Below are 24,943 nucleotides of genomic sequence, written 5' to 3'. Positions count from 1 at the left end.
GAGTTTTTGGTACTCTTCCCGCAGCGAAAATATATTCTGAAAATTACTTAGTAAGGTTCCAGATGTTCTTAGCGTATTCGTCAACAGCTCTGTCAGCGGAGAATATGCCTGCGCCTGCGATGTTCATAAGGCTCATCTTAGCCCACTTCTCAGTGTCAGAGTAGCTCTCGCTCGCTCTTCTCTGCGCGTCCTGATAGGAAGCGAAGTCTGCGAACGCCATGTAGGTGTCAGTAGTCTTGAGCGAATTTGCTATCTCATTGAACTGCTCGCCGTTTATGCCGGAAACGAGTCTGTCAACAGCGGCTCTCAGTACGCCGTTAGAGTTGTAAACGTCGATAGGCTTGTAATTCGGCTTAGCAGCCTCTACCTCGTCAACATTCATGCCGAAGAGGAGGATATTCTCGTCGCCTACCTGCTCGTGTATCTCTACGTTAGCTCCGTCGAGAGTTCCGAGGGTGATAGCGCCGTTTATCATAAGCTTCATGTTGCCGGTACCCGAAGCCTCAGTACCTGCGAGCGAGATCTGCTCGGAGATATTGGCGGCGGGCATGAGTATCTCAGAGAGGGATACGCAGTAATCTTCCATGAAGATAACGTTCAGCTTCTTATTCAGCTTAGGATCTTTTCTCAGCTCCTGCGAGATGTTCCAGATCAGCTTGATTATCTGCTTAGCCATGTAGTATCCGGGGGCAGCCTTAGCCGCGAAGATGTAGGTCTTTGGCACGAAGGGTGCGTCGGGGTTGGCCTTGAGGTAATTGTACTCAGCAATGATGTTGAGGGCGTTGAGCTGCTGGCGCTTGTACTCGTGCAGGCGCTTTACCTGTACGTCGAAGATAGAGTCGGTATTGAGGGCAGCGCCGTACTGGTTCTTTACATACTTAGCGAAACGCTCTTTGTTTTCCTTCTTTATCTTGGTCAGCTTTTCGAGTACTGCCTTATCGTCGGCGAATGCCTTGAACTTGCTCAGCTCGGAAGCGTCCTTGAGGAAACCGTCGCCTATGCAGTCCTTGAGCAGCGAGGTAAGACCCTCGTTCGACTGATACAGCCATCTTCTGTAAGCGATACCGTTGGTAACGTTGGTGAACTTTTCGGGAGTGTACTGGTACTCGTCCTTGAAAGTTTCCTTCTTTATTATCTCAGAGTGTATCTTAGCAACGCCGTTTACATGGTGCGAAGCGTGTACGCAGAGGGTAGCCATCTTTACCATGTTGTTTTCGATGATGGACATATGAGTGACCTTGCCCTCGTCATGATACATATCCCAAAGTTTCTTGCAGTATCTCTCGTTTATCTCTACGATGATGGAGAAGATTCTCGGTGTAACGCTCTTGAGCAGGTTGCAGTCCCATTTTTCGAGAGCTTCGGGCATTACGGTGTGGTTGGTGTAAGCAAAGGTGTGAGTAACGATGTCCCAAGCCTTGTCCCAGTCGTAGCCGCAGTCGTCGAGCAGTATTCTCATCAGCTCGGGGATAGCGAGGGTGGGGTGAGTATCGTTGATGTGGATAGCTACCTTATCGGCAAGGTTATCCATAGTGCCGTAAACGTTCATATGAGTGTTTACAATATCGCCTACGGAAGCTGCTACGAGGAAATACTGCTGGCGCAGACGCAGTGACTTGCCCTCAGCGTGGTTATCGTTAGGATAAAGCACCTTAGTGATAGCCTGCGACATGATATTTCTGCCAAGAGCCTTAGAATAATCGCCCTTGTTGAACATAGCCATATCAAAAGAGGGAACTTCCGCTTTCCAAAGGCGCAGCTTAGAAACAGCCTCGCTGTCGTAGCCCGAAACGAACATATCGTAAGGTACTGCGAGTACAGAGGTGTAGTTTTCCAGCTCTACGCAGTGGAAGTTGTTATCCCAGTATTCTTTAAGGTTGCCGTCGAACTTAACTTCGATAGCGGCGCTGGGCACGGGAACGAGCATAGCGGATCCGCCGGGCAGCCAGTTATCGGGCAGCTCGGTCTGCCAGCCGTCTTCCAGCTTCTGCTTAAAGATGCCGTATTCGTAAAGAATGGAGTAGCCGGTAGCGTGGTAGCCGTCGGCAGCCAGCGCGTCGAGGTAGCAGGCAGCAAGTCTTCCCAGACCGCCGTTGCCCAGACCTGCGTCAGGCTCCATTTCGTAAATGCCGTTTATAGAAATGCCGAAGTCCTTGAGCATAGCGACTGTTTCGTCTACCATCTCAAGGTTGTAGATGCTGGTCTTGAGGCTTCTGCCCATCAGGAACTCCATCGAAAGGTAGTAGATCTTCTTCTTACCCTCAGATCTGTTTTTAACTGTAAAGTGGCGGCGCTTAGCCTTTAAGATACCTACTACTATTTTGGTAAGAGCCTCGTATACCTGCTGGTCGGAAGCTTCTTCGGGAGTCGTCTGGAAGTCGTCGTGAAGTACCTGAACGAATTTCTGTTTCAGCTCTTCTTTAGAGATCGTTTTCGGCTCCGGTGCTTTAACTGCTTTAGCCATATCATTTCCTCCTATATTTCCTTTCGCATCGGCAGCGTTCAACTTCATACAAAAAAGCCATAGATAGCTCTTGTGAAAACGTTTGACCGATACATTTATTTTATCATACCACATTTTGCCCGCAATTTCATCAACAAAACGTGAATTGATTACATATTTCGCGCGCGATTTCGTCCATGAAAACCCGTGCATAATGCCCCATATACTATTATATGTCTAAACTGCACATATGTCAAGTGGCAAGTTTGTTAAAAGTGCCTATCAAAATAAATCTTTGGAGAATTTCACTATTCCTAATCAGTACGCCGCCGCAAATTAGTCAAATAAAGCAAAAAAAAGAACGGGCGGCTTTTTCGCCGTCCGTTCGTGGAGATCATATATTTTTTGCGGCGAAGCCGCTATGCCTTACTCTGCCTTAACGATAAGCTTATCGTCCTGCGCGTCTATCAGCACCAGCTTAATTCCGCTCTCGCCCTTTTCCACCATTATCTCGGCGAGGGGGTCTTCCACCTCTTCGCGAATGACCTTGCGTATATCTCTTCCGCCGAGCTTTTTGCCGTAAGCCTTTTTCGCGATGAGCGCGGTCGCCGCGGGCTTGTATGCAAGCGATATTCCCTGCTCTTCAAGCGGCTCGCGCATCTCGTCCAGCATCAGGGCGGCTATCTTGCCGTAGTCCTCCTCCGTAAGCGGGTTGAAAACTACCACCTCGTCCACTCTGCCGAGGAACTCGGGGCGCAGGAACTCGCCCAGCGCTTTCATAGCCTTGTCCTTAGAGATCTCAGCCTGCGTTTTGTTAAAGCCAACGCCCGTATCTCTGTCAGTAGAACCGGCGTTAGACGTCATTACTATAACTGTATTTTGGAACGAAACAGGTCTGCCCTGCGAATCGTGTATCTGTCCCTCGTCCAATATTTGAAGAAGAATGTTCATAACGTCGGGGTGCGCTTTCTCTATCTCGTCGAAAAGCACTACCGAATACGGGCGGCGGCGAACCTTTTCAGTTAGCTGACCCGCTTCGTCAAAGCCGACGTAGCCGGGAGGTGAACCGATGAGCTTGCTCACCGAGTGCTTCTCCATGTACTCCGACATATCTACCCTTATCAGCGGCTCGTTTTCGTCAAAGAGCGTTTCGCCCAGCACCTTTACAAGCTCGGTCTTGCCGACGCCGGTAGGACCTACAAATATGAACGAGGCGGGGCGTATGCGCTTAGAAAGATGTATGCGGCTGCGGCGGATAGCTGCGCTGACCGCCTTTATGGCTTCCTCCTGACCGATAACGCGCGCCGAAAGTATCTCGGGCAGGCTGCGTATCTTCTCAAACTCGGTAGCCTCGATCTTGCTGGCGGGTATGCCCGTCCAAACTTCTATCACCTGCGCGAGGTCTTTTTCCGTTACCTGCGCGGCGTCCGCTTGCGGCTTCAGCTCTTCCAGACGGTTTGAAATGCGCATCTGGTTCATTTTCAGCTCGGCGATCTTTTCGTAATCGGGGTTTTCTTCCTTTTCGCTGCTGCTTTCGGCTTCCTCTACCGCGAGGTCTGCCGCCGCCGACTCGTCCGTCAGCTTTTCAAACTCCTCCAGCGCGCTGTTTCGGGTGGAGGCATATGCGCAGGCTTCGTCCAGCAGGTCTATCGCCTTATCGGGCAAATATCTGTCAGTAATGTAGCGCTCAGAAAGCTGCACGCACTCGCGGATCATCGCATCCGAAACGTGTATCTTGTGGTGCGCTTCGTAATATTTCTTTATGCCCTCGAGCATACGGCAGGCGTCGGCTATCGTCGGTTCGTTGACCGTTACGGGCTGAAAACGCCGCTCGAGCGCCGCGTCTTTCTCGATGTACTTGCGGTACTCGCTGAAAGTAGTCGCGCCGATGACCTGTACCTCGCCGCGCGAAAGCGCAGGCTTTAGGATATTTGAAGCGCTCATGCTGCCCTCAGAGTCGCCCGTACCGACTATTGAATGTACCTCGTCGATGAAAAGTATAACGTTGCCCAGCCGCTTGACCTCTTCGATAAGCCCTTTCATGCGGCTCTCGAACTGTCCGCGGAACTGCGTGCCCGCTACCAGCGCAGCCATGTCGAGCAGGTAAACGGTCTTGTCGTGCAGACGGTAGGGCACGTCGCCCGAACTGATGCGCTGAGCTATGCCCTCGGCTATCGCGGTCTTGCCGACGCCGGGCTCGCCTATCAGGCATGGGTTGTTTTTCTGACGGCGCGAGAGTATCTGAATAACGCGGTCGATCTCGCGCTCGCGCCCGATGACGTTGTCCATATTGCCGCTGGCAGCCTTTTCCGAGAGGTTGGTGCAGTAGGTGTTGAGGTATTTCAGCTTTGGCTTCGGCTTATCTTTTGCGGGCTTTTTCGCGAACGAGCCCGACTGAGCAGGCTCGCCATCGGGGGTCTGAGCGGTGGGCATAGCCGCGCCGCCGAAGAGTTTTTCGACGTTGCCCATCAGGTTTCCGAAAAGCTCGGGGAGGGTGCTGCTGCCGCCGTTTTCAAAAGACTCGCCCTCGTCGAAGAGGTCGCTGGTGGCGTTAGCCATTTCCTCCAGATCTTCATCGCTGATACCCATTCTTTTGATGTATTCATCGACCTGCGGGATACCAGCTTCTTTGGCGCAGACGATGCAGAGACCTTTACCGAGGCCGTTGCCGCCTTCGTTGTGGTCGTGAGCGCCCATTTGGGAAATAAAGACAACGGCAGGGCGTTTGCCGCATTTAGAGCACATCAGCATATTTCATTTCATCCTTTCCTTAGGCAAAAAGCCAATATATATATAAATAGTAGAAGTCTAAAATAATAATCCAAATCACCTAATAAGTCGCGGTGTAAACGCCGAGCACGAACAATCGTAAAGCGTGAAGATAAGAAAAGCGCGTGCTCAAGCGGCGCGTGGAAAGTCGGCTTCGCCGAATTTCCTAAATCAGTCCGGTGGACTGTTTTAAAAGAGGAAAATCCCTGCGATAGAGGGATTTTCCTAGTCCGTCGCCCAACAAACGCGGCCTTCAAGGGCGCACGCCCTTGAACAAACCCAGTAAAAGCCCCAAACCAGAACCCCCACATTCAGATTACCCTTAATTATACACCATTTTAATCAAGATTGCAATACATACCCGCAAACTTTCATCATTTTACCACAATCGCAAAACAGCAAAAAAGCAAAACAGCAAAGTCAGTAAAGTATGTTGAATATCGGCAGGAATATCTTCGAGCTTAGACTTTCGATGTCGAATAGCCCGCCGCTAGCCTGCTCCGCCGCGCCGACTACCATTACAAGTATCAGCAGACTTGCCGCGCCTTGTACAAGCCCCAGCGCAGCGCCGCCCGCACGGTCGCCCGCAGTCTTCGGTGCGGACTTGAAATCTACGCCGAATATGAAAAACGCCGCAAGCATTATCAAACTCATCAAGCCCTGCACGATAAAGAAAAGCACCGTTTTGATGACCGCCGTTGCTGCGGGGGCGGCTATCTCGCTCTCGGCATAGTCGGCGGCCTCCTGCGGGGAACGCGCTAGCGCCCGCGCCGCGTCGTATATCTGCCCTTTCGTCAGCGATCCGCTCGGGATACCCTGCGGCATGGCAGACTCTATCTCCGCGGGAATGTCCTCGCTGAGCATCTTGTCAACGTCCTTTTCAAGCTGCGCCGCACTCTCCGCGTCAGCACCATACGTCGCCGCCAGCGAACTTATCGACTTCGGCAAACTCTCCGCCGAACTCAGCGCACTGCGTATGTCCTCCTCGGGTATCTCTACGCCGTATTGCGAGAGCATATCGCCGGTCTGCGCCGTGATGTCGTAATTTTCCGCAGCGTTCTCGCAGTAGGTGTGCACCTTTTCCTTAAAATACCGCTGGTATACGGGCTCGGCAAATATGCCCGATACCGCAAACGCCGTTACCGCTGACACCGCCAGCGAAAGCATAGAAAATATCAGCCGCTTCATGCCCTTTGCGAACCCGTGGATCATCGGTATCAGCAGCACCATCACTACGAGCACGTCAAGTATTATCGAGATCAAAAGTTTCATAGTTATCTCCTGAATTTATATATCTGTGGTCTACTCCATCTTGAAAGCCATTTTGTCGATGCCGTGCTTGCTGATAAGGTACAGCCCCGAATTGATGTATGTGCAGCCGTAGTACTTGCGGGTAAGCGTCGCTTTCGCCGCAAGAGTGCCATTGAAGGTGTACGCAAGCGCCTGCGTCGGGCTTATCATTATTATGCGCTTGTCAGTTATCTCCAGCGCGCTCACGTCCTCGGTGTCGCTTATCACGCGGTAGCTTTCGTCAGACTTCGCGTCTGCCTGCGCTATTATCAGCTTGCCCGAATTTTTCACCGTGCCCGAAAGCGATACCGCCGTGCAGTCCTCGTCCATAGCGTAGGCGGTAAGGTCACCATCATACGCCGCGCTTGAGATCACTTTTCCGTCGCCGTCGAGCGTGTATATAGCCGAGTCGCCGACTACTGTGATATTTCCCGCGCTGTTTTCCACGCAGTCGAGCGCCAGACAGTTCAGCCTTTCGCTTATCATTTTTTCATCGCTGCTGTCAAAATCTATCCTGCGCACCTGCGAGTACACCTCGCCGTTTTCGGAAGCGAAAGTGGTAACGTAGCAGCCCGAACCGTCGGGGTCTACCGCCGCGGACATTATCCTGTGCGTGCAGTTGTAGCGGTAGATGAGCTTGCCCTCGCTGTCGTATATCAGCAGAGTGGTAGGGTATTTTTCGCTCGATACCAGCACCGCTGCCGTTCCGTCCTCGCCAAGCGAAGCGGTAAGTATATCGTTCTCGGCGGATTTTGAGTATACTTCGCCGCCCTTATTGTAGATCTTGAAATCAGTTTTGCCGCTGTCGAAAACCAGCACGCGTTTGCCGCTGACCCTCGCTACGGGCGTGGAGAATGCGTGGTTGTACGAGCCGCGCTCCTTGCCATTTTCGTCATAAAAAGTAAGTGTGTGCGAATCCGCCGCTAGCAGGCTGTTTTTCACGGCGTATATCTTCACCGACGCGTCGTCCTGCTCTAACGGGAAATTTCCGTCCTCCAGCTCGCCGTCGTTTGTGATAGTGGAAACCGGCTTATCGAAAATGCCCTCCAGTTTCGGCAGCCATTTCGGGTAGGTAACGTATATCCCCAGCCCCACGAAGACCACTATCAGCACCGCGAGTATCTTTTTGAGATTGCGTATAGAGCGCTCATTTTTGCGCACCGAGTTCAGGTCGGTATGCACCGCGCGTTTTTTCTCGGGGCGCGAAGCGGGTGCGGAAACGCTGCGTTTCTTTATATCAGCGCCCGTCTGCTTTTTGCCCTTGCCGTTTTTATCCTTATCGCTCATTTTCCCATGCTCTCCTTTCTTTTTACGTCTGCGTTATCTATCTTATCTATATCCTCATCGTAATACACTTTATTAAGGTAAAGTCCCTGCGGGGGAACTGTTCTGCCCGCGAGTGTACGGTCGCGTTTAGTTAGCAGGTCTTTTATCGCGCCGCGGGGCAGTTTGCCCTCGTTGATATGCAGCAGTGTGCCCACCATTATCCTCACCATATTATACAGAAAGCCGCTTCCCGAAACGGTAAATATCACAAGCTCGCCCTCGCGCCTAACGCCGCAGTCATAAATAGTGCGCACTGTATTTTCCTTAGTGCAGTCAGCCGAGCAGAAGCTTTTAAAGTCGTGTTCGCCGATAAAGTCCTTAGCCTCAGCGTCAAGCATTTCGGCGTCTATGGGGTACCAAGAGCGGTAAGCGGTATCTATATAGAATGGGTTTTTATACTCGCTGTTATGTACTATATATTCATATTCCTTACCGCGGCAGAGGTAGCGCGCGTGAAAATCCTCGGGCGCTTCCTCGCATGAAAGCAGCGCAATATCGTCGCCAAGGCGTGAATTTGCGCCAAAAACTATCCCGCGGCAGGTAATAGTATTTTCGGTATAAAAGTTAAAATAAAATTCTCTGGCGTGCACGCCCGTATCGGTACGCGAGCAGCCGTATATCGTAACGTTTTCCCCCAGCAGCGAAGAGAGCGCTTCCTCCACCGCCTGCTGCACGGTATACGCGTTATTCTGGCGCTGAAAGCCGTGGTAGGCTGTTCCTCGGTACGCCATTTTTACTTTGAAGTTTCTCATTTTCTTTTTCACTCTTTTGTTGTGCTTTTTGATTTATGCTTTTTGCTTTTCGTTTTTACGGAGTGCGGGGGCTTATGGGTTTTGAGCTTTTGGTTTGTTCGTTCAAGGGCGTGCGCCCTTGAAGGTATCTTTGTACGGGCGACCTACTAGGAAAATCCCTCTATCGCAGGGATTTTCCTCTTTTAAAACAGTCCACCGGACTGTTTTAAAATTCACCTTTTTCGGAGCTCCCTTCGGTGGGGATTTCGCCGTCTGCGGACGGCGACGATTGGGGCTTCTCGCCCCCCTCGACCCCCTCGGCAACGGCTGGCGCGGCGTTGCATCCCGCGCTTTTTAAATTCACGCCATGCTGTTGAGCGTACTATTACTGTTGCACCGCGATTTTTACTTTGTTTAGGTGTATGACTTTTTTACTTAATCACAATATTCATAACTACTACTGCCGCCATGAACACCGCGGTATACCCACAGCCTACCCAATCTCTCATCGCCGTTTTCATTTGCTTCATTCTCGTTCTGCCCTCGCCGCCATGGTAACATCTGCACTCCATAGCCGTCGCAAGCTCCTCCGCTCGCCTGAATGACGAAACGAAAAGCGGTATGAATATCGGTATCATTCCCCTTACTTTATCTCCCATCGTGCCCGTATCCAGCTCCGAGCCGCGCGCTTTCTGCGCGTTCATTATCTTATCCGTTTCCTCGATAAGCGTCGGTATGAATCTAAGCGCTATCGTCATCATCATCGCCAGCTCGTGCACAGGCACTTTTATCTTTTTCAGCGGCGAAAGCAGACGCTCTATCGCGTCTGTAAGGTCTATCGGCGAGGTCGTGTACGTCAGCAGCGACGAGCCTACTATAAGGCACACTATTCGTATAACCATGTACACCGCCGTGCTCACGCCCTCGTTCGTTATCTTTATAAAATTCCATTGCCAGTATACATCGCCCGTGCGCACAAAAAGTACGTTCAGCAGAGCGGTGAATATCACCAGCGGTATTATAGGCTTTAGGCTCTTGCCGATCATGCTCGCGGGTATGCGCGATATGGCGAAGCTTATTATGGTAAAGGCTACCCCCACCATCAGCCCCCATATATTATGTGCGGCAAAAAGCATTACTATAAATACTATCGTCAGCACCAGCTTCACACGCGCGTCCATGCGGTGTATCACCGAGCTGCCCGGAAAATATTGTCCCAGAGTTATATCTTTAAGCAAGTTATTTCACACTTTCCTTTTTTAGTCAATACCTCACATTTATCGTGCGGCACTGCCCGTATCAACTTTCCTGTTCAAGCCTTTCTCTCAGTACCTTTTCAGCGTACTTCACGGTGTAAACGTCCTGCGGCAGACCGAAGCCCAGCTCGTTGAGCGCATTAAAAACGCGCGTTACCTGCGGTACAGATAAGCCTATCTGCTCCAGCTCAGTGCTTCGGCTGAAAACGGCGGGCGGTTCGGCGCAGCAAAATACTTTGCCCTCGTTCATAACGAGTATCCTATCCGCCAAGCGCGCTATGTCCTCCATCGAGTGCGAAACTATCAGCACAGTGCTGCCCTTTTCCTCGTGGTAGCGCTTTATTATCTCAAATATCCTGTCCCTGCCCTGCGGGTCTAGGCCCGAGGCAGGCTCGTCCAGTATCAGCACCCGCGGCTCCATCGCCATAACTCCCGCTATCGCGGCGCGGCGCTTTTGTCCGCCCGAAAGCTCAAAGGGCGATTTATCGAGTATCTCGGGGTCTAGGCCGACAAGCTCGGCTGTTTCGCGCACGCGGCGGTCTATCTCCTGCTCGTCAAGCTTCATGTTTTTCGGCCCGTAGGCGATGTCTTTATACACCGTTTCCTCAAAAAGCTGATATTCGGGATATTGGAAGACCAGCCCTACTTTAAAGCGCACGGCGCGCAGCTTTTCCTTATCGGCGGCGAAGTCCTCGCCGTCTACCAATACCCTGCCCGAGGTAGGCTTCATCAGCCCGTTGAAATGCTGTATCAGCGTCGATTTTCCCGAGCCGGTGTGCCCGATAACGCCGAGTATCTCGCCCTCATTTATCTCTAGGTCAACGTTATCCAGCGCGACTTTTCTGAAAGGGGTGTTCTCGCCGTAAACGTAGGTCAGCCCCTCTGTTTTTATGATGCTCAAGGCTGCGCCCCCTTTCTCAGCAGCTGCGCGAGCGCTTTTACGCACTCCTCTTCGGTTATAACGTCTGCGGGCAGATTGCAGCCCGCCTTGCGCAGGCGGTGGCAAAGCTCGGTCACCTGCGGCACGTCGAGCCCCAGATTTTTCATAGTATCCACCTGCGAGAATATCTGTTTAGGCGTACCATCCAGCATTATCTCGCCCTCGTCGATGACCACTACTCTGTCAGCCTGCGCGGCTTCATCCATGTAGTGTGTTATCAGCACTATGGTAACACCCTGCTCGCGGTTGAGCTGTTTTATTGTGTCCATAACTTCTTTTCTGCCGCGCGGGTCAAGCATAGCGGTAGGCTCGTCCAGCAGTATGCAGTCGGGCTTCATAGCTATAACGCCCGCTATCGCGACGCGCTGTTTCTGTCCGCCAGAGAGTTTATGCGGAGCGTGCAGACGGTATTCGTACATACCCACGGTCTTCAGCGCCTCGTCCACCCTGCGGCGTATCTCGGCAGGCTCTACGCCCAAATTTTCTAGCGCGAAAGCCACGTCCTCTTCCACTATGGTAGCCACTATTTGGTTATCGGGGTTTTGAAAGACCATTCCCGCGCTTTTGCGTATCGCCAGCAGGTTATCCTCATCGGCGGTATCCAGCCCGTTTACCGTTACCGTACCGCTTTCGGGGATATTTATGGCGTTGAAGCACTTAGCCAGCGTCGATTTTCCCGAGCCGTTATGTCCCAGTACCGCGAGAAACTCGCCCTTTTTCACGTCGAGGGTGACGTCTTTCAGCACCTCTGTTTTTACAGGCGGCTCTTCCATTTCGTTTATATATGAAAATTTTAAGTTTTTCGCTTGGATAAAATTATTCATTGAGTTTCCTTTTTTATAATAAGCTTTTAATGTCGGTCAAAGTCGGCGGATGCTCCGCTATGGGGAAGCGGGTTATCGCAGCCGCCGCGCAGGCGCAGGCAAAGCGCACAAGCTCGTCGTCGGCAAAGCCTTTATACAGTCCGTACACTGCGCCCGCCTTAAAGCTGTCGCCGGCGCCCAGTGTAGATACAGCTTCCACGCCGCAGGCGGGGCAGTACTTAGGCGGCTCGCCCTTTCTGCCGTACATAGCCCCTTTCTCGCCCAGCGTGAATATCACAAGTCCCTCGGTATTTTCAGTATACCTCAGGTAGAGCTCTTCATAGCTCACGCCCGCGTAATCTACGTCAAGGTGCTGATGAGAAATGCAGTTCACCGCGCAGTGCTTATGCGTATAGCTGTCGTAGGCACAGTCTATCGTTACATATTTCACGCCGTGCTTTACGCAAAGCTCAGCTGCTTCATCGCCGAAATACGGGTCTGCGGCAACGCACTTCGCATTTTTTATCGAGTTTTCGCAGGGCGGCTCATAAAAAGGCTTGCCGCGCGAATAAAGCTTTTCCCATTCGCCGAAGCAGGTGCGGGTATTTTTGTCGATGATAACGTAGTCGCTAACGCCCTCAAAATCCTCATATTCAAGCTCAGATATATCGGCGCACTTATCCGCAAAATAGTCTGTGATAAGCGCGGCGTTCGCCCTGCCCAGATGTGTGCCGCCCAGCTTTATGGGAGCTCCCAAACTGCAAAGCACTGCGGCGGCAGTACCTGTTTCGCCGCCTACGATATGGCATTTGCGGGCTATCTCGGCGTATCCGTCAGCCTCGGGAAAAACGCCGCTGAGCAGGTAAGCGTATGTGCTCATTATCTGTCCGTACATATATACATAGTCTTTTTCGTATGTCATAACTTATACCTCTCTAGTCAAACAAAGTCGGCATATCGGGCTGCGAGTTCGCCGCGAAGCACATGGTTATCTGCGCGGCAGTGCACTTTTCCTCCGCCAGCGGCGGCAGCTCTTCGGGCGCGAAATACTCCGCGGCGGTGGTCTCGCAGTTTTCCTCAAAAGCCCCGCCCAGCGCCCTGCAAAGCACGAATATCTTGCAAACGCCGTATGCGTAAGGCGGCTTATTATGGCGGTTTCTGTCCTGCACTGCTATTATGCGCAGCGGCTCGCAGGTAATGCCCGCCTCTTCGCGCACCTCTTTCACCGTGTTTGAGGCTACTGATTCCAGCACGTCGCACCAGCCGCCGGGCAGCGACCATCTGCCGTCGTTTTCGCGTACCAGAAGTATACGCCCTTCCGAAAAAATAGCCGCGCGGGTGTCTATCTTCGGCGTTTGGTAGCCCTTTTCGCCGCAGAAAAGCAGCTTTACCCGCTCTTTTGGCACGCCTGTTTTTTCGCTGAGCATCTCCGCCGCTATGTCGCGCAGACGTTCGTAACGCTCAATATCGTAAGCGTTGGTGCAGTAGGCGAGCCCGTTCTGCGCTATGCTCTGTATCTCTATCGCCCAGCCGAGCCACGGCTCTCGCAGGCTCATTTCTGCCATATAGCGGTAGACCCGCATGGCAGCGGCATACCCGACATCTCTACGGGCAGGCCTATCTCGTCAGCCGTCACCCCGCCGCCGAACTTCTCGCTCAGCACCTCGCTGAGTATGTAAGCCATTACCGACGGCGAAAGCCCCGTAGTGTAGCTGTTTAGCAGGAAAAACATCGGCTCGTCGTTTAGCACCTGCGCGCAGGTCTTTACCAGATCGTAGATGCAGTCCTCCAGCTTCCAGACCTCGCCGCCGGGACCTCTGCCGTAGCTGGGCGGATCCATAACTATGCCGTCATAGCGGCTGCCGCGGCGTATCTCGCGCTTTACGAATTTCTCGCAGTCGTCTACCAGCCAGCGTATAGGCTTATCTGAAAGCCCGCTCGCAGCGGCGTTGTCGCGAGCCCAAGAAACCATGCCCTTTGATGCGTCAACGTGCGTTACCGCAGCGCCTGCCTCAGCGCAGGCGAGGGTAGCTCCGCCCGTGTACGCGAAGAGGTTGAGCACCTTGACTTCTCTGCCCTGCTCCTTAGCGGCGCGTATCTTATCAGCCATAAAGTCCCAGTTGACCGCCTGCTCGGGGAAAAGACCCGTGTGCTTAAAGCCCGTGGGGCGGATAACGAAGCGCAGTGCGCCGTAGGAGATCACCCAGCTCTCAGGCAGCTTTTTGCGGAACTCCCATTCGCCGCCGCCCTTGCTCGAGCGGTGGTAAACGCCGTCAGCCTTGTTCCAAAGCGGCGAGCGGTGCTCGGTCTTCCAGATTATCTGCGGGTCTGGGCGCACCAGCAGTCTGCCGCCCCAGCTCTCGAGCTTATCGCCGCCCGAGGTATCTATTATCTTATACTCACTGCTGTTCCAGTTTTTTGCAATTCTCATATGTTTACTCCGTAATTATCTATTACTTCTTCCACGGCCTTACGTCCTCAGTCCAGCCCTTTTCCCGCCAGTATTCGCCGTCGGCAGGGTTCCAGCCTTTTTTGTTCGCGAAATGGAACACCGTGAAAAAAAGGCGGCCTTTTATGCTCACGCGCGGCGCGAGATCGTCCTTCTCCAGCTTTTTCGCGACAGCGCTCACCCCGCGCTCTATCTTCGCGCGCATTTTCGGCGATATTTCGCTCCAGCTCGTCGCGTGCACTCCATAGCCCAGCTTGTATATTTTCGGCACGCCCCAAAAGCTCAGGCTGTCCGCCATGTCTTTGTTCGTCGGGCGCATACCCGCTCCCGCCGCCGTCGATATTACCACCCCGCGCTTTGAGAACATCTTCTCCTCGGGGCGGTGCACTATCCAGCGCCAGCCGTAGTGGTCGAGCCACGCTTTCATCGCGCCTGTGCAGTGGTAAACGTACACGGGCGAAGTAAGTATCAGCAGGTCGGCTTCGTCCACCGCGCGAGTGATCGGCGAAAGCTTCTCGTAATGCGGACATTTCTCCGCGCTTTTCATAAAGCAGTTGGTACAGCCGCAGCAAAATTCGCCGAAGTCGCGCGGCAGGAAAAATTCCGTTATATCTCCCGCGTCCGCCAGCTTATCTGCCAGCATCCTGCCTATGTGGTAGGTAGACCCGCGGTGGTTCTGACCGTTTATTATGCAGATTTTCATGCGCTTACATCTGCTCTATCAGCGCCGCGACTTCGTTCGCGAAAGCCGTTATCTCTTCGGTATTCTTGCCCTCGAGCATCACGCGCACCAGCGGCTCGGTGCCGGATTCGCGCACCAGTATCCTGCCGTCAGCGCCCAGCGCCTGCTCTACTTTCGCGATAGCTTCGGTGACAGCCGCGGTCTTGCTCCACATACCCTTTTTGTCGGCGGTGATCTTTACGTTCACGAGCACCTGCGGGTAGCTCTCCATGCAGGCGGCAAGTTCGCTCGCCTTTTTGCCCGCAGCCGCCATTATCTCCAGCAGCTTCGCGCCCGTAAGCTCGCCGTCGCCCGTGTTCGCATGGTCAAGCATGATTATGTGTCCCGACTGCTCGCCGCCGAGATTATAGCCGTTTTTCAGCATTTCTTCCAGCACATAGCGGTCGCCGACGGCGGTTATCTTCGCGTTCACGTTCTCGCTCTCGGCAAATTTGAAGAAGCCGATGTTGCTCATTACCGTTACCACGCAGGTATCGTTTTTCAGCTTTCCGCAGTCTTTCATGTAGCGCGAGAATATCGCGAGCAGCTTATCGCCGTCGATGATCTCGCCGTTTTCGTCTACCGCAAGGCATCTGTCAGCGTCGCCATCGAATGCTATGCCTATATCCGCGCCGCGCTCCTTGACTGCCTTTTGCAGGTTTCCTAGGTGGGTAGATCCGCAGTTTTCGTTTATGTTAGTTCCGTCAGGCTCGCAGGATATAAATTCGCACTGCGCGCCTATACCCTCAAATATCTGATGAGCCGTAGCGCTTGCCGAGCCGTTCGCGCAGTCGATAACTGCCTTTATGCCGCTCATATCTCCCGCCACTGCCGACTTTATATAGTCAACGTAGTCGTTCACGGCGTTTTCTTCAAACACCATCCTGCCTATATCGCAGCCGTCTTTTAGCTGCATTTTCTCGGGGGTGTCGAGTATCAGCGCTTCTATCTCCTGCTCGGTCTTATCGGGAAGCTTGAAGCCGCTGCCCGAGAAGAGCTTTATTCCGTTAAATTCAACGGAGTTGTGCGAAGCCGAGATCATAACGCCCGCGTCCGCGCCGTACTTTTTCACCAGCATAGCCACCGCAGGTGTGGGCACTACGCCGAGAATGTGCGCGTTCGCGCCGACCGAGCATATGCCCGCCGCAAGCGCCGCTTCGAGCACATCGCCCGAGATACGCGTGTCTTTGCCTATGATCATCTTCGGTGTGTGGCCGCATTCGCCTGCCAGCACCATAGCCGCCGCTCTGCCTATCTGCATAGCCAGTTCGCAGGTCAGCTCAGTTATCGCGACGCCGCGCGCGCCGTCTGTACCAAATAATCTTCCCATTATAAATTACTCCCTTAGTTCCGTTTTACCGGTTTATGTAAATTGTAGTTGTCGGTCGTCGTTACAAATGCGTCTGCCCGTCCCTCAGTATGCCGAGGTGGTCGTAAGCAAGCTGAGTGGCTACCCTGCCGCGCGGCGTTTTTGAGATAAATCCGAGCTGCATCAGGTATGGCTCGCACACGTCCTCCAGCGTTATGGCTTCCTCGCCGATTGCCGCCGCGAGCGTTTGCAGACCCACCGGTCCGCCGCCGTAGCCGTTTATTATCATTTTCAGCATACGCCTGTCGAGCTTATCCAGCCCCAGATCGTCGATCTCGAGCCTGTCGAGCGCGAATCGGGCTATGTCTTTCGTTATCCTGCCGTCGCCCATTATCTGCGCGTAATCGCGAGTTCTGCGCAGCATTCTGTTGGCTATACGCGGCGTTCCGCGTGAACGGCAGGCAAGCTCCCGCGCGCCCTCTAAGTCGCAGGGCACGCCGAGTATCACCGCCGAGCGCTGGATTATATCCGCGAGCTGCTCGGGCTTGTAAAGCTCCAGCCGCTCGATTATGCCGAAGCGGTCACGCAGAGGTGCGCTGAGCTGACCCGAACGGGTGGTAGCGCCTATAAGCGTGAATTTGTTCAGCTCTATCCGTATCGAGCGCGCCGCAGGGCCTTTGCCCATGATAATATCCAGCGCGTAATCCTCCAGCGCGGGGTAAAGTATCTCCTCCACCTGCCGCGAAAGGCGGTGTATCTCGTCGATGAAGAGCACGTCGCCCTTTTCGAGGTTTGTCAGCAGCGCCGCTAAGTCGCCCGGCTTTTCTATCGCAGGGCCGGAAGTGGTGCGAATATTCACGCCCATCTCGTGCGCTATTATCATCGAAAGGGTGGTCTTGCCCAAACCGGGAGGGCCGTAGAGCAGCACATGGTCTAGGGCGTCGCCGCGCTGCTTGGCAGCTTCTATACATATTTTTATATTCTCTTTAACGCTGTCCTGACCGATGTATTCATCGAGCGTTTTCGGGCGCAGACCTACCTCAAAATCATCGGTAGAGTCGGGCGGCTGCTCGGTGGGGGACACCAGCCTGTTTTCAAAATCAAATTCGCCTTGTTCTATCATATTCGTTCTCCATTAAAATTTTGCAAGACCTATTAAAGATTTCTTTATAAGCTCTTCTACGGGCAGCGCGGGGTCGAGCTTTGAAAGCACGCTAAGCGCCTCGCCCTCGGTATAGCCCAGCACCTCGAGCGCGGTGACTGCCTCGGCAATATTCGAGCCCGCCGCGGAAACTGCCGCAGGCTGCGCCGACTGACCGCGCACCGAGATAGTTTCGCCCGCCAGCTTATCTTTAAGCTCTAAGATTATGCGCTGAGCGGTCTTTGCGCCAATGCCCTTCACCTTAGTCAGCGCCTTTGAATCGGCGGTGGCTACGCAGAGGGCGAACTGCTGAGTGTTCATGCCCGAAAGTATCGAGAGCGCGGCTTTAGGGCCTACCCCCGAAACGGATATGAGCAGGCGGAAGCATTTCAGCTCTTCGCGGTCAGCAAAACCGTAAAGCTCGGCGGCGTCCTCGCGCACGCTGAGGTAGGTGTAAAGCATTACCTCGCTCTCGCCCGCTATTTTTTGCAGAGTATTGAAAGTAGTTTTGCAGCCGTAGCCAACGCCGCCGCATTCCACCACGGCAAGCTCAGGCTCGGTATGTATCAGTTTTCCGCTGACGGAATATATCATAACAAAGATCTCCTTAGATAAATTACTTGCCGCCCAGCAGCTTACGCGAGTTTATCGAGTAAGCGTGAGTTATCGCGAGGGCTAAAGCGTCGGCGGCGTCGTCGGGCTTTGGGACAGCTTTTAGGTGGAGTATAGTTCGTACAAGCTCCTGCACCTGTTTTTTCTCCGCCCTGCCGTAGCCGACTATCGAGCTTTTTACCTGAAGCGGGGTGTATTCGTAAAAAGGCACGCCCGCCTGTATCACGGGCAGCAGAGTCACGCCGCGCGCCTGCGCCACGTCGATACCCGTTTTCTGGTTAGTATTGAAAAAAAGCTTTTCTATGCCCATCTCCTGCGGCTTATAAGTATTTAGCAGCACGCGCATATCGTCGTAAATGGCAGCAAGGCGGCGCTCGAAAGGCATATCCGCCGCGGTGGTTATAGCGCCGTAATCTACGAGCGAAACTTTCACGCCGACGTAATCTATCACCCCGTAGCCGACTATCGCGTAGCCGGGGTCGATACCGAGTATGCGCACAAACGCCCCTCCTTTCGTGGGAGCATAACTCCCCTATTTTACAATCTTTTTAATTATAACACACCGCGCTGTATTTTTCAAGAGCCAAAGGCTGAACTTTCGGGAAATTTACACATTTGACTTCTGTATGATTGACATTGTGCATATTTCGTGCTAAAATCATAACGCAGGACAACTAATACAGCTAAGCGAGGTTCATAGCATGGATTTTACAGTAAAGCATTTCAGCGAGCTTACTAACGAGGAGCTTTACGATATACTGCGGCTGCGGGTGAACGTTTTTGTGGTGGAGCAGGAGTGCCCTTACCCCGAGATCGACGGCAACGACGGCTGCGCTTACCACGTTTTTCACCGCGGCGAGAACGGCGCGCTCGACGCTTACCTGCGCGTGCTGCCGCAGGGGGCAACTTTCCCGACAGCGGCGCTGGGGCGCGTTATCTCGATGAAGCGGCGGTGCGGGCTGGGCAGCGAGCTGATGCGCAAGGGCATAGAGGTCGCGAAAGAGAAATTCGGCGCAGACAGGCTCACCATCGAGGCGCAGACATACGCGCGGAAGTTCTACGAGGGCGTGGGCTTTCGGAAGACATCTGAGGAGTTTCTGGAGGACGGCATACCGCACATCGAAATGCAGCTCGAAATATGACCCAAAATGCAAATATCCCCGACGTTTGGCAGGCAAAACGGTCTGCGGAAATCGTCGGGGATATTTTTTTGTGCGGATATTGCCGAGCTTACTGCTCTTCTACGGCGCGGCGGGCGCTTTCGGCAGCGCTTCCGCGGCGGGTGAATGCGGCGGCGAAAACCAGCGCGAGCAGTACGACCGCGAACGTCATCCAGAAGAAAAGCGTGAGCGTGCCGCTGCCTGCGAAAGTATCGTAATAGCCCTTGAGGTAGATGAAGCAGATAACGGCGGGCACGATGTATGTCATGTAGCCGCGCAGGCAGTCGGGCAGGCGTTTGCCCTCGCCGGTATTGACCTCGGCGGAGAAGTTCTCCCAACCCCAGCCGTTTTTCTTAACGCAGAAGAGCGCGATGGTGAGCGAACCTAGCGGCAGGAGGTTTGAGGAAACGAGGAAATCTTCGAGATCCATTATGGTGCTGCCATCGCCAAGCGGCTGTATGCCCGAAAGGGTGCTGTAACCCAGTATCGCGGGGAGCGAGAGGACAGTGATCAGCACAAGATTGAGCAGCAGCGAGCTGCGGCGGCTGATACCGCTAAGCTCTGAGATCATCGTGATGATGTTCTCGAAAACGGCGATAACTGTCGAGAGCGCGGCAAAGGACATGAATATGAAGAAAAGCGTGCCCCATGCCCTGCCGTAAGGCATATGGTAGAAAACGTTAGGCAGGGTGATGAAAAGCAGCGAAGGGCCTGAGTCGGGCTGGATACCGTAAGCGAAGCAGGCGGGGATTATTATGAGTCCCGCGACTACTGCAACGGCGGTATCTAGAATGATAACGTTGAGCGATTCGCCGATAAGGGTACGGTCTTTTTTGAGATAGCTGCCGAAAATCTCTAGCGAGCCGATACCGATGCTGAGAGTAAAGAAAGCCTGCGTCATAGCGGAGAAAAGCACAGTGGGGAAGCCGATCTCGGAAAATTTGCTGAAATCGGGCACCAGGTAGAATTTCAAGCCCTTCATCGCGCCTTTAAGGGTAAGGGAGTTGACCGCCATCACTACCATAAGCACCATGAGCAGTATCATCATGACCTTAGTGACCTTTTCGATGCCGTTTTGCAGACCCAGCGCGCAGACGCCTATGCAGAGGGCTATGACCACCGCGGAGAATATGAACATCTGCTGCGGCGAGGCGAGCATACTATCGAAAGCGGCTGCGGTCTGCTGAGTATCAGCCGCCTGTATGCCGCCCGTGAGGTAGCGAAAAGCGTAGTAAAGCATCCAGCCAGTGACCATAGTATAGAACATCATGAGCAGGTAATTGCCCGCCACGCCGGCGTATTTTGTAAGGTGAAATCTGCTGCCGGGCTTTTCGAGAATATCGTAAGCGCGCGAAAGGCTCTTGCGGCTGCCGCGGCCGACGGCGAATTCGCAGAGCAGGATAGGCATACCGAGCAGCGCGAGGCAGAGCAAGTAGAGCAGCAGAAAAGCTCCGCCGCCGTTCTGACCGCAGATATAGGGGAATTTCCAGACATTGCCCAGCCCGATAGCGCAGCCCGCAGACACAAGTATAAACCCGAGCCGCGACTGAAAAGTGGCTCGTTCGTTAGATTTTTCCATAGAGCATCTCCAATTTCAAAAATAATAATATATTTATTGTATATTATGCCCGTGGGTTTGTCAATAAAATTTCAGTTAATAATTCCGGACGAATTTTTTTTGCAACCGGATCCGTTTTAAAACGTCTTATTTATAGAAGGCTTTTTTAGCGCCTCGGTAAATTTGACATTATGAATGATAAACGGAAAAAGCGCCATCGACCCCAGCGGCATAGTATACGACGCCGACTTCGTTAAAGAGCAAAAATCCCTACTTAGTAAAAGCACGCTCGTACAAGACTGTAAACGGCATAAAATACTTCGGCGCATCGTCTATGGTTTTACCGCCCGGGCGGTCTTTTTTTGTCGCAGTAACTCCCTCACCCCCTTGCTTTTCAACCGAAAAAATGGTATAATAAGTATAACAATTATTCTCATAACGGTAAAATAGGGTCAAAAAAGCCGCAAATATTATTATCACGGGAGAAAAAAATGATCGATAAAAATAAAATTCTGGAAGCTTGGATAATGTCAGAACATTTATCCGAGGGCAATTTCAACGAAAAGGATACCGCCATACGCACCCTTGAAACGCCGATAGACCTTGACTTTTATTCTATGTTCAAACACCAGATCTTTAAAAGCAAGATCGGCAAGTATAAAACCGGCGGGGTAGTGCTGTATTTTGATATTTTCGACTTCATGGAAGTTGTTTCGATATTGCGCGAACAGTATAAACTAAAGCCTGCCGAAGAGGAGATTACTTCGGGCAAAAAGTTCGGCTTCGCCCTTTATTTCGACAAAGATCTGAACTATATGCCCGATATGATGTTCTTTACCGAAAGCGCTTACATACGTTATTACAAGAAAGTTCCGCACGAGAGCGAATTCAGAGCTTTTGAAAATGATCTGAAAACTGAGCTTTCCAAAGAATTTTCCGAAACTGCAAATGACGCAGAGAAATTCAACGAAGCGTTCGTCAGGCTGCTCGAGAAGTTTAATATGAGCACGGATAATTGCAGGATACAGTTTCTAAAAAATATGGAAACAGGCGCTGTAAACCTCCACTCTTTTTTCATCAACGACCTCGAAAAAGCGAAAAATATCTCTACCCAAAATCTTGAGAAATATCTTTATGGAAACACAAAGAACAGAGTTGACCTTGACAGCAAAAAGGATTCCGCAAAGTTCGCTCCGTCCGCTTTTGAGGATATACTTCAGCCTAAAAATTATCCGCTTGGCAGATTTCCGGGCAACACGAAATATGCGCTCTCGCTCATGCAGCAAGCAGCGGTAAATCTTTCCATAGGATATGATACCGAAACTATCAGGAGCGTAAACGGCCCTCCCGGCACGGGCAAGACTACCCTGCTGAAAGATATTTTCGCCGAGCTTATAGTAAAGCAGGCGCGCGACATCGCCGCGCTGAAAAAGCACACGATAGGGGGGACGGAAAAAACTGTATATTACAACAGTGCTTCCATCGGCGTGATACCTGAAAACATCGCGGAAAACGGTGTAGTGGTCGCAAGTTCCAACAACGGCGCTGTGCAGAACATCGTGAACGAGCTTCCGCTCATAGAAGGTCAGATAGATGAAAAATTTGCGGACGAGCTGAAAAATGCTGACTATTTCAGCAAGCTAGCCAACTCGAAAGTGACTACTAAATGGGAAAAGGACGAGAACGGCAAAAAATACTTGCAGTATAATATCGAGCCTAACGAGGGCGAAGATAAGTTCTGGGGTCTTTTTTCGCTCGAGGGCGGAAAGTCCGCCAATATGGCGAGCATTTTAGCAAATATAAACTGCGTTTTTAAATATCTGAATGAAGAATACGAACCCGACAGCGACGTATATACAGAATTTCTTGAGCAGTACGATGAAGTCAAGGGTATTCGCGACAAAATGCAGAAGCTTTCAAAGACCATTGCATCATACCGCGAAAACTGCGCGAAGCTTGACGAACTAAAACGGGAATTCGACGCCGAGCTGAAAAACAGGAACATTTTGCTCAACGGAAAGATCTTTGAGATCGAGAACGCGCTGAAAGCAAATGCCGAAGAGCGCGCGCAGAGCGAGCGGCTTATCGAAGAGATCGCCGTTCAGCAGAGAAAGAACCAAGCGGATATGGAAAGCGCATATCAGTACAGCAATATGCTGCTGAAACAAAGCCGGGATTTTTTGCCCCAAAAAGCAGAAAACTGGAGCACGAGCAGCTAACGGCCGAAGCTTCCGCGCAGCTGAAAGCGCTGAGAGAAAAAGAGCTTCTCCGCAGCCAAAAGGAAAACGATCTGCGCGGTAGGATAAAAAAGCTGGCAAACACTGGCGCGCAGTATTCCAAACAGGCAGAAGCCCTGCGGCAAGACCTCGCTTCATGGAAAACCTCTGCCGAGGAGAGAATTGCCGGGCTGGAAGAAAAAGTCCGCAAACTTAGCCGCGGTTTTGATATTGACAAGGTCAGCCCGCTGAACATGACGCAGGATTACGATAAACTGCATCTATCAAACCCGTGGTTCGGCGAAGAATACAGAGTCGCGCAGTCAAGGCTTTTTATAAAAGCGCTAATGGTGCGCAAGCAGTTTTTGTACGACAACAGAAAGAATGTCAGGGCGGCGGCTTTGATATGGAGTATGCAGGGCAATTACCTCGAAAAGAAACACATCATCGCAGCCGCTTGGAGCTGGATAAACATGACTATACCCGTTATCAGCTCAACATTTGCGAGCTTTTCGCGTATGTGCAAAAATCTGGAGCCAAACACCCTCGGTCATCTTTTTATCGACGAAGCGGGGCAGGCTGTTCCGCAGGCGGGCGTGGGCGCGATATTCAGAAGCCGCCACGTTATGGCAGTAGGCGACCCCTCGCAGATAAAGCCCGTACTCACGCTGGATCCAGGCGTACTGAGTATGCTGAACGGACATTTCGGGGTAACGGAAAAATACCTCTCTGCCTCTGCCTCGGTGCAGACCTTGACCGACGCGGCGAGCAGATTCGGCTTTTACAGAGAGCAGGACAGGTCGGAAGATTCATGGATAGGCATACCTCTTTGGGTGCACAGAAGGTGCCTTTACCCCATGTTCACAATCTCAAACAAAATTTCCTACAACGGATTCATGGTGCAGGGCAAAGAGGGCTACGGCAAGACCGGCTGGTTCAACGTAAAGGGCAAGGCTGCTGACAAGTATGTGGAAGCGCAGGGCGAGTTCCTTTTGCAAAAGATAAAGAAGATGATGGAGGCTGACCCCGCCATAGGCGATAAGAGCGCCAAGGACGTGATATACGTCATATCGCCTTTTGCAAATGTAGCCTACCAGCTGGCTCAGAAGCTGAAAGAGATAGGCTTCACGCGGTTTGACAACAGCGGGAAACCTACTAACGTTGGAACTATACACACATTTCAAGGAAAAGAAGCGCCGATAGTTTTTATGGTCCTCGGCGCGGATAAGCAGAGCGCGGGCGCGGCAAGGTGGGCGGTAAGCGAGCCTAATATGATGAACGTAGCGGCTACCCGCGCGAAAGAAGAATTTTATCTGATAGGCGACAAGCAGCTGTACCTCGAAAACGGCGGCGAAGTAGTATCAAAGACTTACGAAGTCATCACCAAATACGGCAGACAGCACCCCGAGCTTTCAGATAACGCCGTTAAGACCGTTGTGACCGTAAAAGCCCCCGCGAACGACTCAGACAAGCGCATAAGAGGAAAGATCGACCGCGTGGGACAGGGCAAGACCAGCAAGTACGCGTATATCATAGGCGATGACAACAAGCGCTACACCATAAACGAAAACATCTACCTAAACACCGCCGAGGCTGACGAGATAATCAAGCGGGGAAACTACGTTTCGTTTATCCCCGAAAAGCGCACTGAAAAAACCACATTGGCTACGCAGATAAAGCAAGAGTAAGCGTTTTTTTGCCGCCGCAATTCTTAATAACAAAATAAAAACCTGCCGAGAGCCGCCTTTTGCAGCACCACGTCGGGGTTGCCGATAACTATCTCGTGCCGCATTTCGGCGGCGGGATATGTTTTTTCGGTGTAGTCTGACATTCAGTGCGCCTCCTTTCATCGCCTTAAAGCCGCGCTTATTTGGTCTTTACTTTCTGAGTAGCCGACCACGCGCCGTAATATTTGCTGTTGCCTACCTTTTTATAAGAGCGTACCTTTACATAATACGTCTTTTTAGCTTTCAGACCCTTTATCGTCTTTTTGACCGATGTATTTTTAGTGACGTAAGTGCTCTTGCCGTCGGAAAGATCAGACTTTGTGCCGTACATCACCTGATAGCCCGTAACGCCGCTGTCCTTTGTCCAAGCTACGGCGAAAGATCTCGTCAGCGGGGTGACTGCCTTTATCTTCTGCTTAGCGGGCAGTATCTTAAAGTATTTTACAACAGCGCCCTTATAGCCGCCCTTGCCCGTGATAGTCACCTTAGCCC

General features: G+C 52.2%; 21 protein-coding genes. 3 read left to right on the top strand and 18 right to left on the bottom strand.

Features of this window, described 5'->3' with window-relative positions; all coding sequences use genetic code 11:
- Positions 1-43: 43 nt before the first annotated feature.
- The 16 genes from LI114_RS02660 to ruvC form a co-directional block, all read right to left on the bottom strand.
- Positions 44-2,464: a glycogen/starch/alpha-glucan phosphorylase gene (locus LI114_RS02660; RefSeq protein ID WP_227219099.1), complete on the bottom strand. Its 2,421-nt coding sequence runs from the start codon at positions 2,462-2,464 to the stop codon at positions 44-46.
- 405 nt (positions 2,465-2,869) lie between these two features.
- Positions 2,870-5,194 carry an ATP-dependent Clp protease ATP-binding subunit gene (locus tag LI114_RS02655; protein WP_227219097.1) on the bottom strand — a complete coding sequence of 775 codons (2,325 nt, stop codon included), beginning with the start codon at positions 5,192-5,194 and terminating at the stop codon, positions 2,870-2,872.
- 438 nt (positions 5,195-5,632) lie between these two features.
- A complete protein-coding gene (locus LI114_RS02650; protein WP_227219096.1) occupies positions 5,633-6,484 on the bottom strand; it encodes a hypothetical protein in 852 nt (283 codons plus the stop codon).
- Positions 6,485-6,514: 30 nt separating this feature from the next.
- On the bottom strand, positions 6,515-7,789 hold the full coding sequence (locus tag LI114_RS02645; protein WP_227219094.1) for a DUF5711 family protein: 1,275 nt from the start codon (positions 7,787-7,789) through the stop codon (positions 6,515-6,517).
- The gene (gene truA / locus LI114_RS02640) at positions 7,786-8,580 is read right to left on the bottom strand and encodes a tRNA pseudouridine(38-40) synthase TruA (protein ID WP_227219092.1); all 795 of its coding nucleotides are present in this window, start codon (positions 8,578-8,580) and stop codon (positions 7,786-7,788) included. Before truA ends, LI114_RS02645 begins: the two co-directional genes overlap by 4 nt.
- A 410-nt stretch (positions 8,581-8,990) precedes the next feature.
- A complete protein-coding gene (locus tag LI114_RS02635; protein ID WP_227219090.1) occupies positions 8,991-9,797 on the bottom strand; it encodes an energy-coupling factor transporter transmembrane component T family protein in 807 nt (268 codons plus the stop codon).
- 61 nt (positions 9,798-9,858) lie between these two features.
- Positions 9,859-10,716, bottom strand: coding sequence for an energy-coupling factor transporter ATPase (locus tag LI114_RS02630; protein WP_227219088.1), 858 nt, complete (start codon positions 10,714-10,716; stop codon positions 9,859-9,861).
- Positions 10,713-11,579, bottom strand: coding sequence for an energy-coupling factor transporter ATPase (locus tag LI114_RS02625; RefSeq protein WP_227219086.1), 867 nt, complete (start codon positions 11,577-11,579; stop codon positions 10,713-10,715). The genes LI114_RS02630 and LI114_RS02625 overlap by 4 nt, the downstream gene beginning before the upstream one ends.
- Positions 11,580-11,592: 13 nt before the next feature.
- Positions 11,593-12,480: a carbohydrate kinase family protein gene (locus LI114_RS02620; protein WP_227219084.1), complete on the bottom strand. Its 888-nt coding sequence runs from the start codon at positions 12,478-12,480 to the stop codon at positions 11,593-11,595.
- Between the two features lie 13 nt (positions 12,481-12,493).
- Positions 12,494-13,123, bottom strand: coding sequence for an NUDIX hydrolase N-terminal domain-containing protein (locus LI114_RS02615; protein ID WP_413770892.1), 630 nt, complete (start codon positions 13,121-13,123; stop codon positions 12,494-12,496).
- Positions 13,111-13,989, bottom strand: coding sequence for a class I SAM-dependent methyltransferase (locus tag LI114_RS02610; RefSeq protein WP_022127601.1), 879 nt, complete (start codon positions 13,987-13,989; stop codon positions 13,111-13,113). Before LI114_RS02610 ends, LI114_RS02615 begins: the two co-directional genes overlap by 13 nt.
- 22 nt (positions 13,990-14,011) lie before the next feature.
- Positions 14,012-14,710, bottom strand: coding sequence for a flavodoxin family protein (locus tag LI114_RS02605; protein ID WP_227219082.1), 699 nt, complete (start codon positions 14,708-14,710; stop codon positions 14,012-14,014).
- Positions 14,711-14,714: 4 nt separating this feature from the next.
- Positions 14,715-16,058 (bottom strand): phosphoglucosamine mutase, encoded by a 1,344-nt coding sequence (gene glmM / locus LI114_RS02600; protein WP_227219081.1) that lies wholly within the window; start codon positions 16,056-16,058, stop codon positions 14,715-14,717.
- Positions 16,059-16,119: 61 nt separating this feature from the next.
- The gene (gene ruvB, locus LI114_RS02595; RefSeq protein ID WP_022127598.1) at positions 16,120-17,160 is read right to left on the bottom strand and encodes a Holliday junction branch migration DNA helicase RuvB; all 1,041 of its coding nucleotides are present in this window, start codon (positions 17,158-17,160) and stop codon (positions 16,120-16,122) included.
- A 12-nt stretch (positions 17,161-17,172) separates the two neighbouring features.
- Positions 17,173-17,772, bottom strand: coding sequence for a Holliday junction branch migration protein RuvA (gene ruvA, locus LI114_RS02590; RefSeq protein WP_227219079.1), 600 nt, complete (start codon positions 17,770-17,772; stop codon positions 17,173-17,175).
- 22 nt (positions 17,773-17,794) lie between these two features.
- Positions 17,795-18,289 carry a crossover junction endodeoxyribonuclease RuvC gene (ruvC, locus tag LI114_RS02585; RefSeq protein WP_022127596.1) on the bottom strand — a complete coding sequence of 165 codons (495 nt, stop codon included), beginning with the start codon at positions 18,287-18,289 and terminating at the stop codon, positions 17,795-17,797.
- Positions 18,290-18,491: 202 nt separating this feature from the next.
- Here ruvC and LI114_RS02580 point away from each other — a divergent pair, with 202 nt between their 5' ends.
- Positions 18,492-18,932, top strand: coding sequence for a GNAT family N-acetyltransferase (locus LI114_RS02580; RefSeq protein WP_227219077.1), 441 nt, complete (start codon positions 18,492-18,494; stop codon positions 18,930-18,932).
- Positions 18,933-19,020: 88 nt separating this feature from the next.
- Here the strand turns inward: LI114_RS02580 and LI114_RS02575 are convergent, their stop codons facing one another.
- A complete protein-coding gene (locus LI114_RS02575; protein ID WP_227219075.1) occupies positions 19,021-20,529 on the bottom strand; it encodes a sodium-dependent transporter in 1,509 nt (502 codons plus the stop codon).
- 506 nt (positions 20,530-21,035) lie between these two features.
- Here LI114_RS02575 and LI114_RS02570 point away from each other — a divergent pair.
- Both LI114_RS02570 and LI114_RS02565 read left to right on the top strand, forming a co-directional pair.
- The gene (locus tag LI114_RS02570; RefSeq protein ID WP_227219073.1) at positions 21,036-22,727 is read left to right on the top strand and encodes an AAA domain-containing protein; all 1,692 of its coding nucleotides are present in this window, start codon (positions 21,036-21,038) and stop codon (positions 22,725-22,727) included.
- Between the two features lie 251 nt (positions 22,728-22,978).
- Complete coding sequence (locus LI114_RS02565; RefSeq protein WP_227219071.1) at positions 22,979-24,412, top strand: DEAD/DEAH box helicase; 1,434 nt, start codon at positions 22,979-22,981, stop codon at positions 24,410-24,412.
- 178 nt (positions 24,413-24,590) lie between these two features.
- Here LI114_RS02565 and LI114_RS02560 read toward each other — a convergent pair whose 3' ends face one another.
- Positions 24,591-24,935: a fibronectin type III domain-containing protein gene (locus LI114_RS02560; protein ID WP_227219069.1), complete on the bottom strand. Its 345-nt coding sequence runs from the start codon at positions 24,933-24,935 to the stop codon at positions 24,591-24,593.
- Positions 24,936-24,943 lie beyond the last annotated feature (8 nt).

The sequence above is a fragment of the Ruminococcus sp. 210702-SL.1.03 genome (assembly GCF_020559915.1).
Lineage (GTDB): Bacteria > Bacillota > Clostridia > Oscillospirales > Ruminococcaceae > YE71.
This window is presented reverse-complemented; position numbering and strand designations above follow the sequence as displayed.

Bases quoted from the DNA above. Each gene is read 5' to 3' on its own strand.
- glmM (WP_227219081.1), bottom strand. From the start codon at position 16,058: ATGGGAAGATTATTTGGTACAGACGGCGCGCGCGGCGTCGCGATAACT.
- ruvA (WP_227219079.1), bottom strand. From the start codon at position 17,772: ATGATATATTCCGTCAGCGGAAAACTGATACATACCGAGCCTGAGCTT.
- LI114_RS02615 (WP_413770892.1), bottom strand. From the start codon at position 13,123: ATGGCAGAAATGAGCCTGCGAGAGCCGTGGCTCGGCTGGGCGATAGAG.
- LI114_RS02565 (WP_227219071.1), top strand. From the start codon at position 22,979: ATGACGCAGGATTACGATAAACTGCATCTATCAAACCCGTGGTTCGGC.
- LI114_RS02570 (WP_227219073.1), top strand. From the start codon at position 21,036: ATGTCAGAACATTTATCCGAGGGCAATTTCAACGAAAAGGATACCGCC.
- ruvB (WP_022127598.1), bottom strand. From the start codon at position 17,160: ATGATAGAACAAGGCGAATTTGATTTTGAAAACAGGCTGGTGTCCCCC.
- LI114_RS02660 (WP_227219099.1), bottom strand. From the start codon at position 2,464: ATGGCTAAAGCAGTTAAAGCACCGGAGCCGAAAACGATCTCTAAAGAA.
- LI114_RS02605 (WP_227219082.1), bottom strand. From the start codon at position 14,710: ATGAAAATCTGCATAATAAACGGTCAGAACCACCGCGGGTCTACCTAC.
- LI114_RS02575 (WP_227219075.1), bottom strand. From the start codon at position 20,529: ATGGAAAAATCTAACGAACGAGCCACTTTTCAGTCGCGGCTCGGGTTT.
- LI114_RS02610 (WP_022127601.1), bottom strand. From the start codon at position 13,989: ATGAGAATTGCAAAAAACTGGAACAGCAGTGAGTATAAGATAATAGAT.
- LI114_RS02625 (WP_227219086.1), bottom strand. From the start codon at position 11,579: ATGAATAATTTTATCCAAGCGAAAAACTTAAAATTTTCATATATAAAC.
- LI114_RS02655 (WP_227219097.1), bottom strand. From the start codon at position 5,194: ATGCTGATGTGCTCTAAATGCGGCAAACGCCCTGCCGTTGTCTTTATT.
- LI114_RS02645 (WP_227219094.1), bottom strand. From the start codon at position 7,789: ATGAGCGATAAGGATAAAAACGGCAAGGGCAAAAAGCAGACGGGCGCT.
- LI114_RS02620 (WP_227219084.1), bottom strand. From the start codon at position 12,480: ATGACATACGAAAAAGACTATGTATATATGTACGGACAGATAATGAGC.
- LI114_RS02650 (WP_227219096.1), bottom strand. From the start codon at position 6,484: ATGAAACTTTTGATCTCGATAATACTTGACGTGCTCGTAGTGATGGTG.
- truA (WP_227219092.1), bottom strand. From the start codon at position 8,580: ATGAGAAACTTCAAAGTAAAAATGGCGTACCGAGGAACAGCCTACCAC.
- LI114_RS02580 (WP_227219077.1), top strand. From the start codon at position 18,492: ATGGATTTTACAGTAAAGCATTTCAGCGAGCTTACTAACGAGGAGCTT.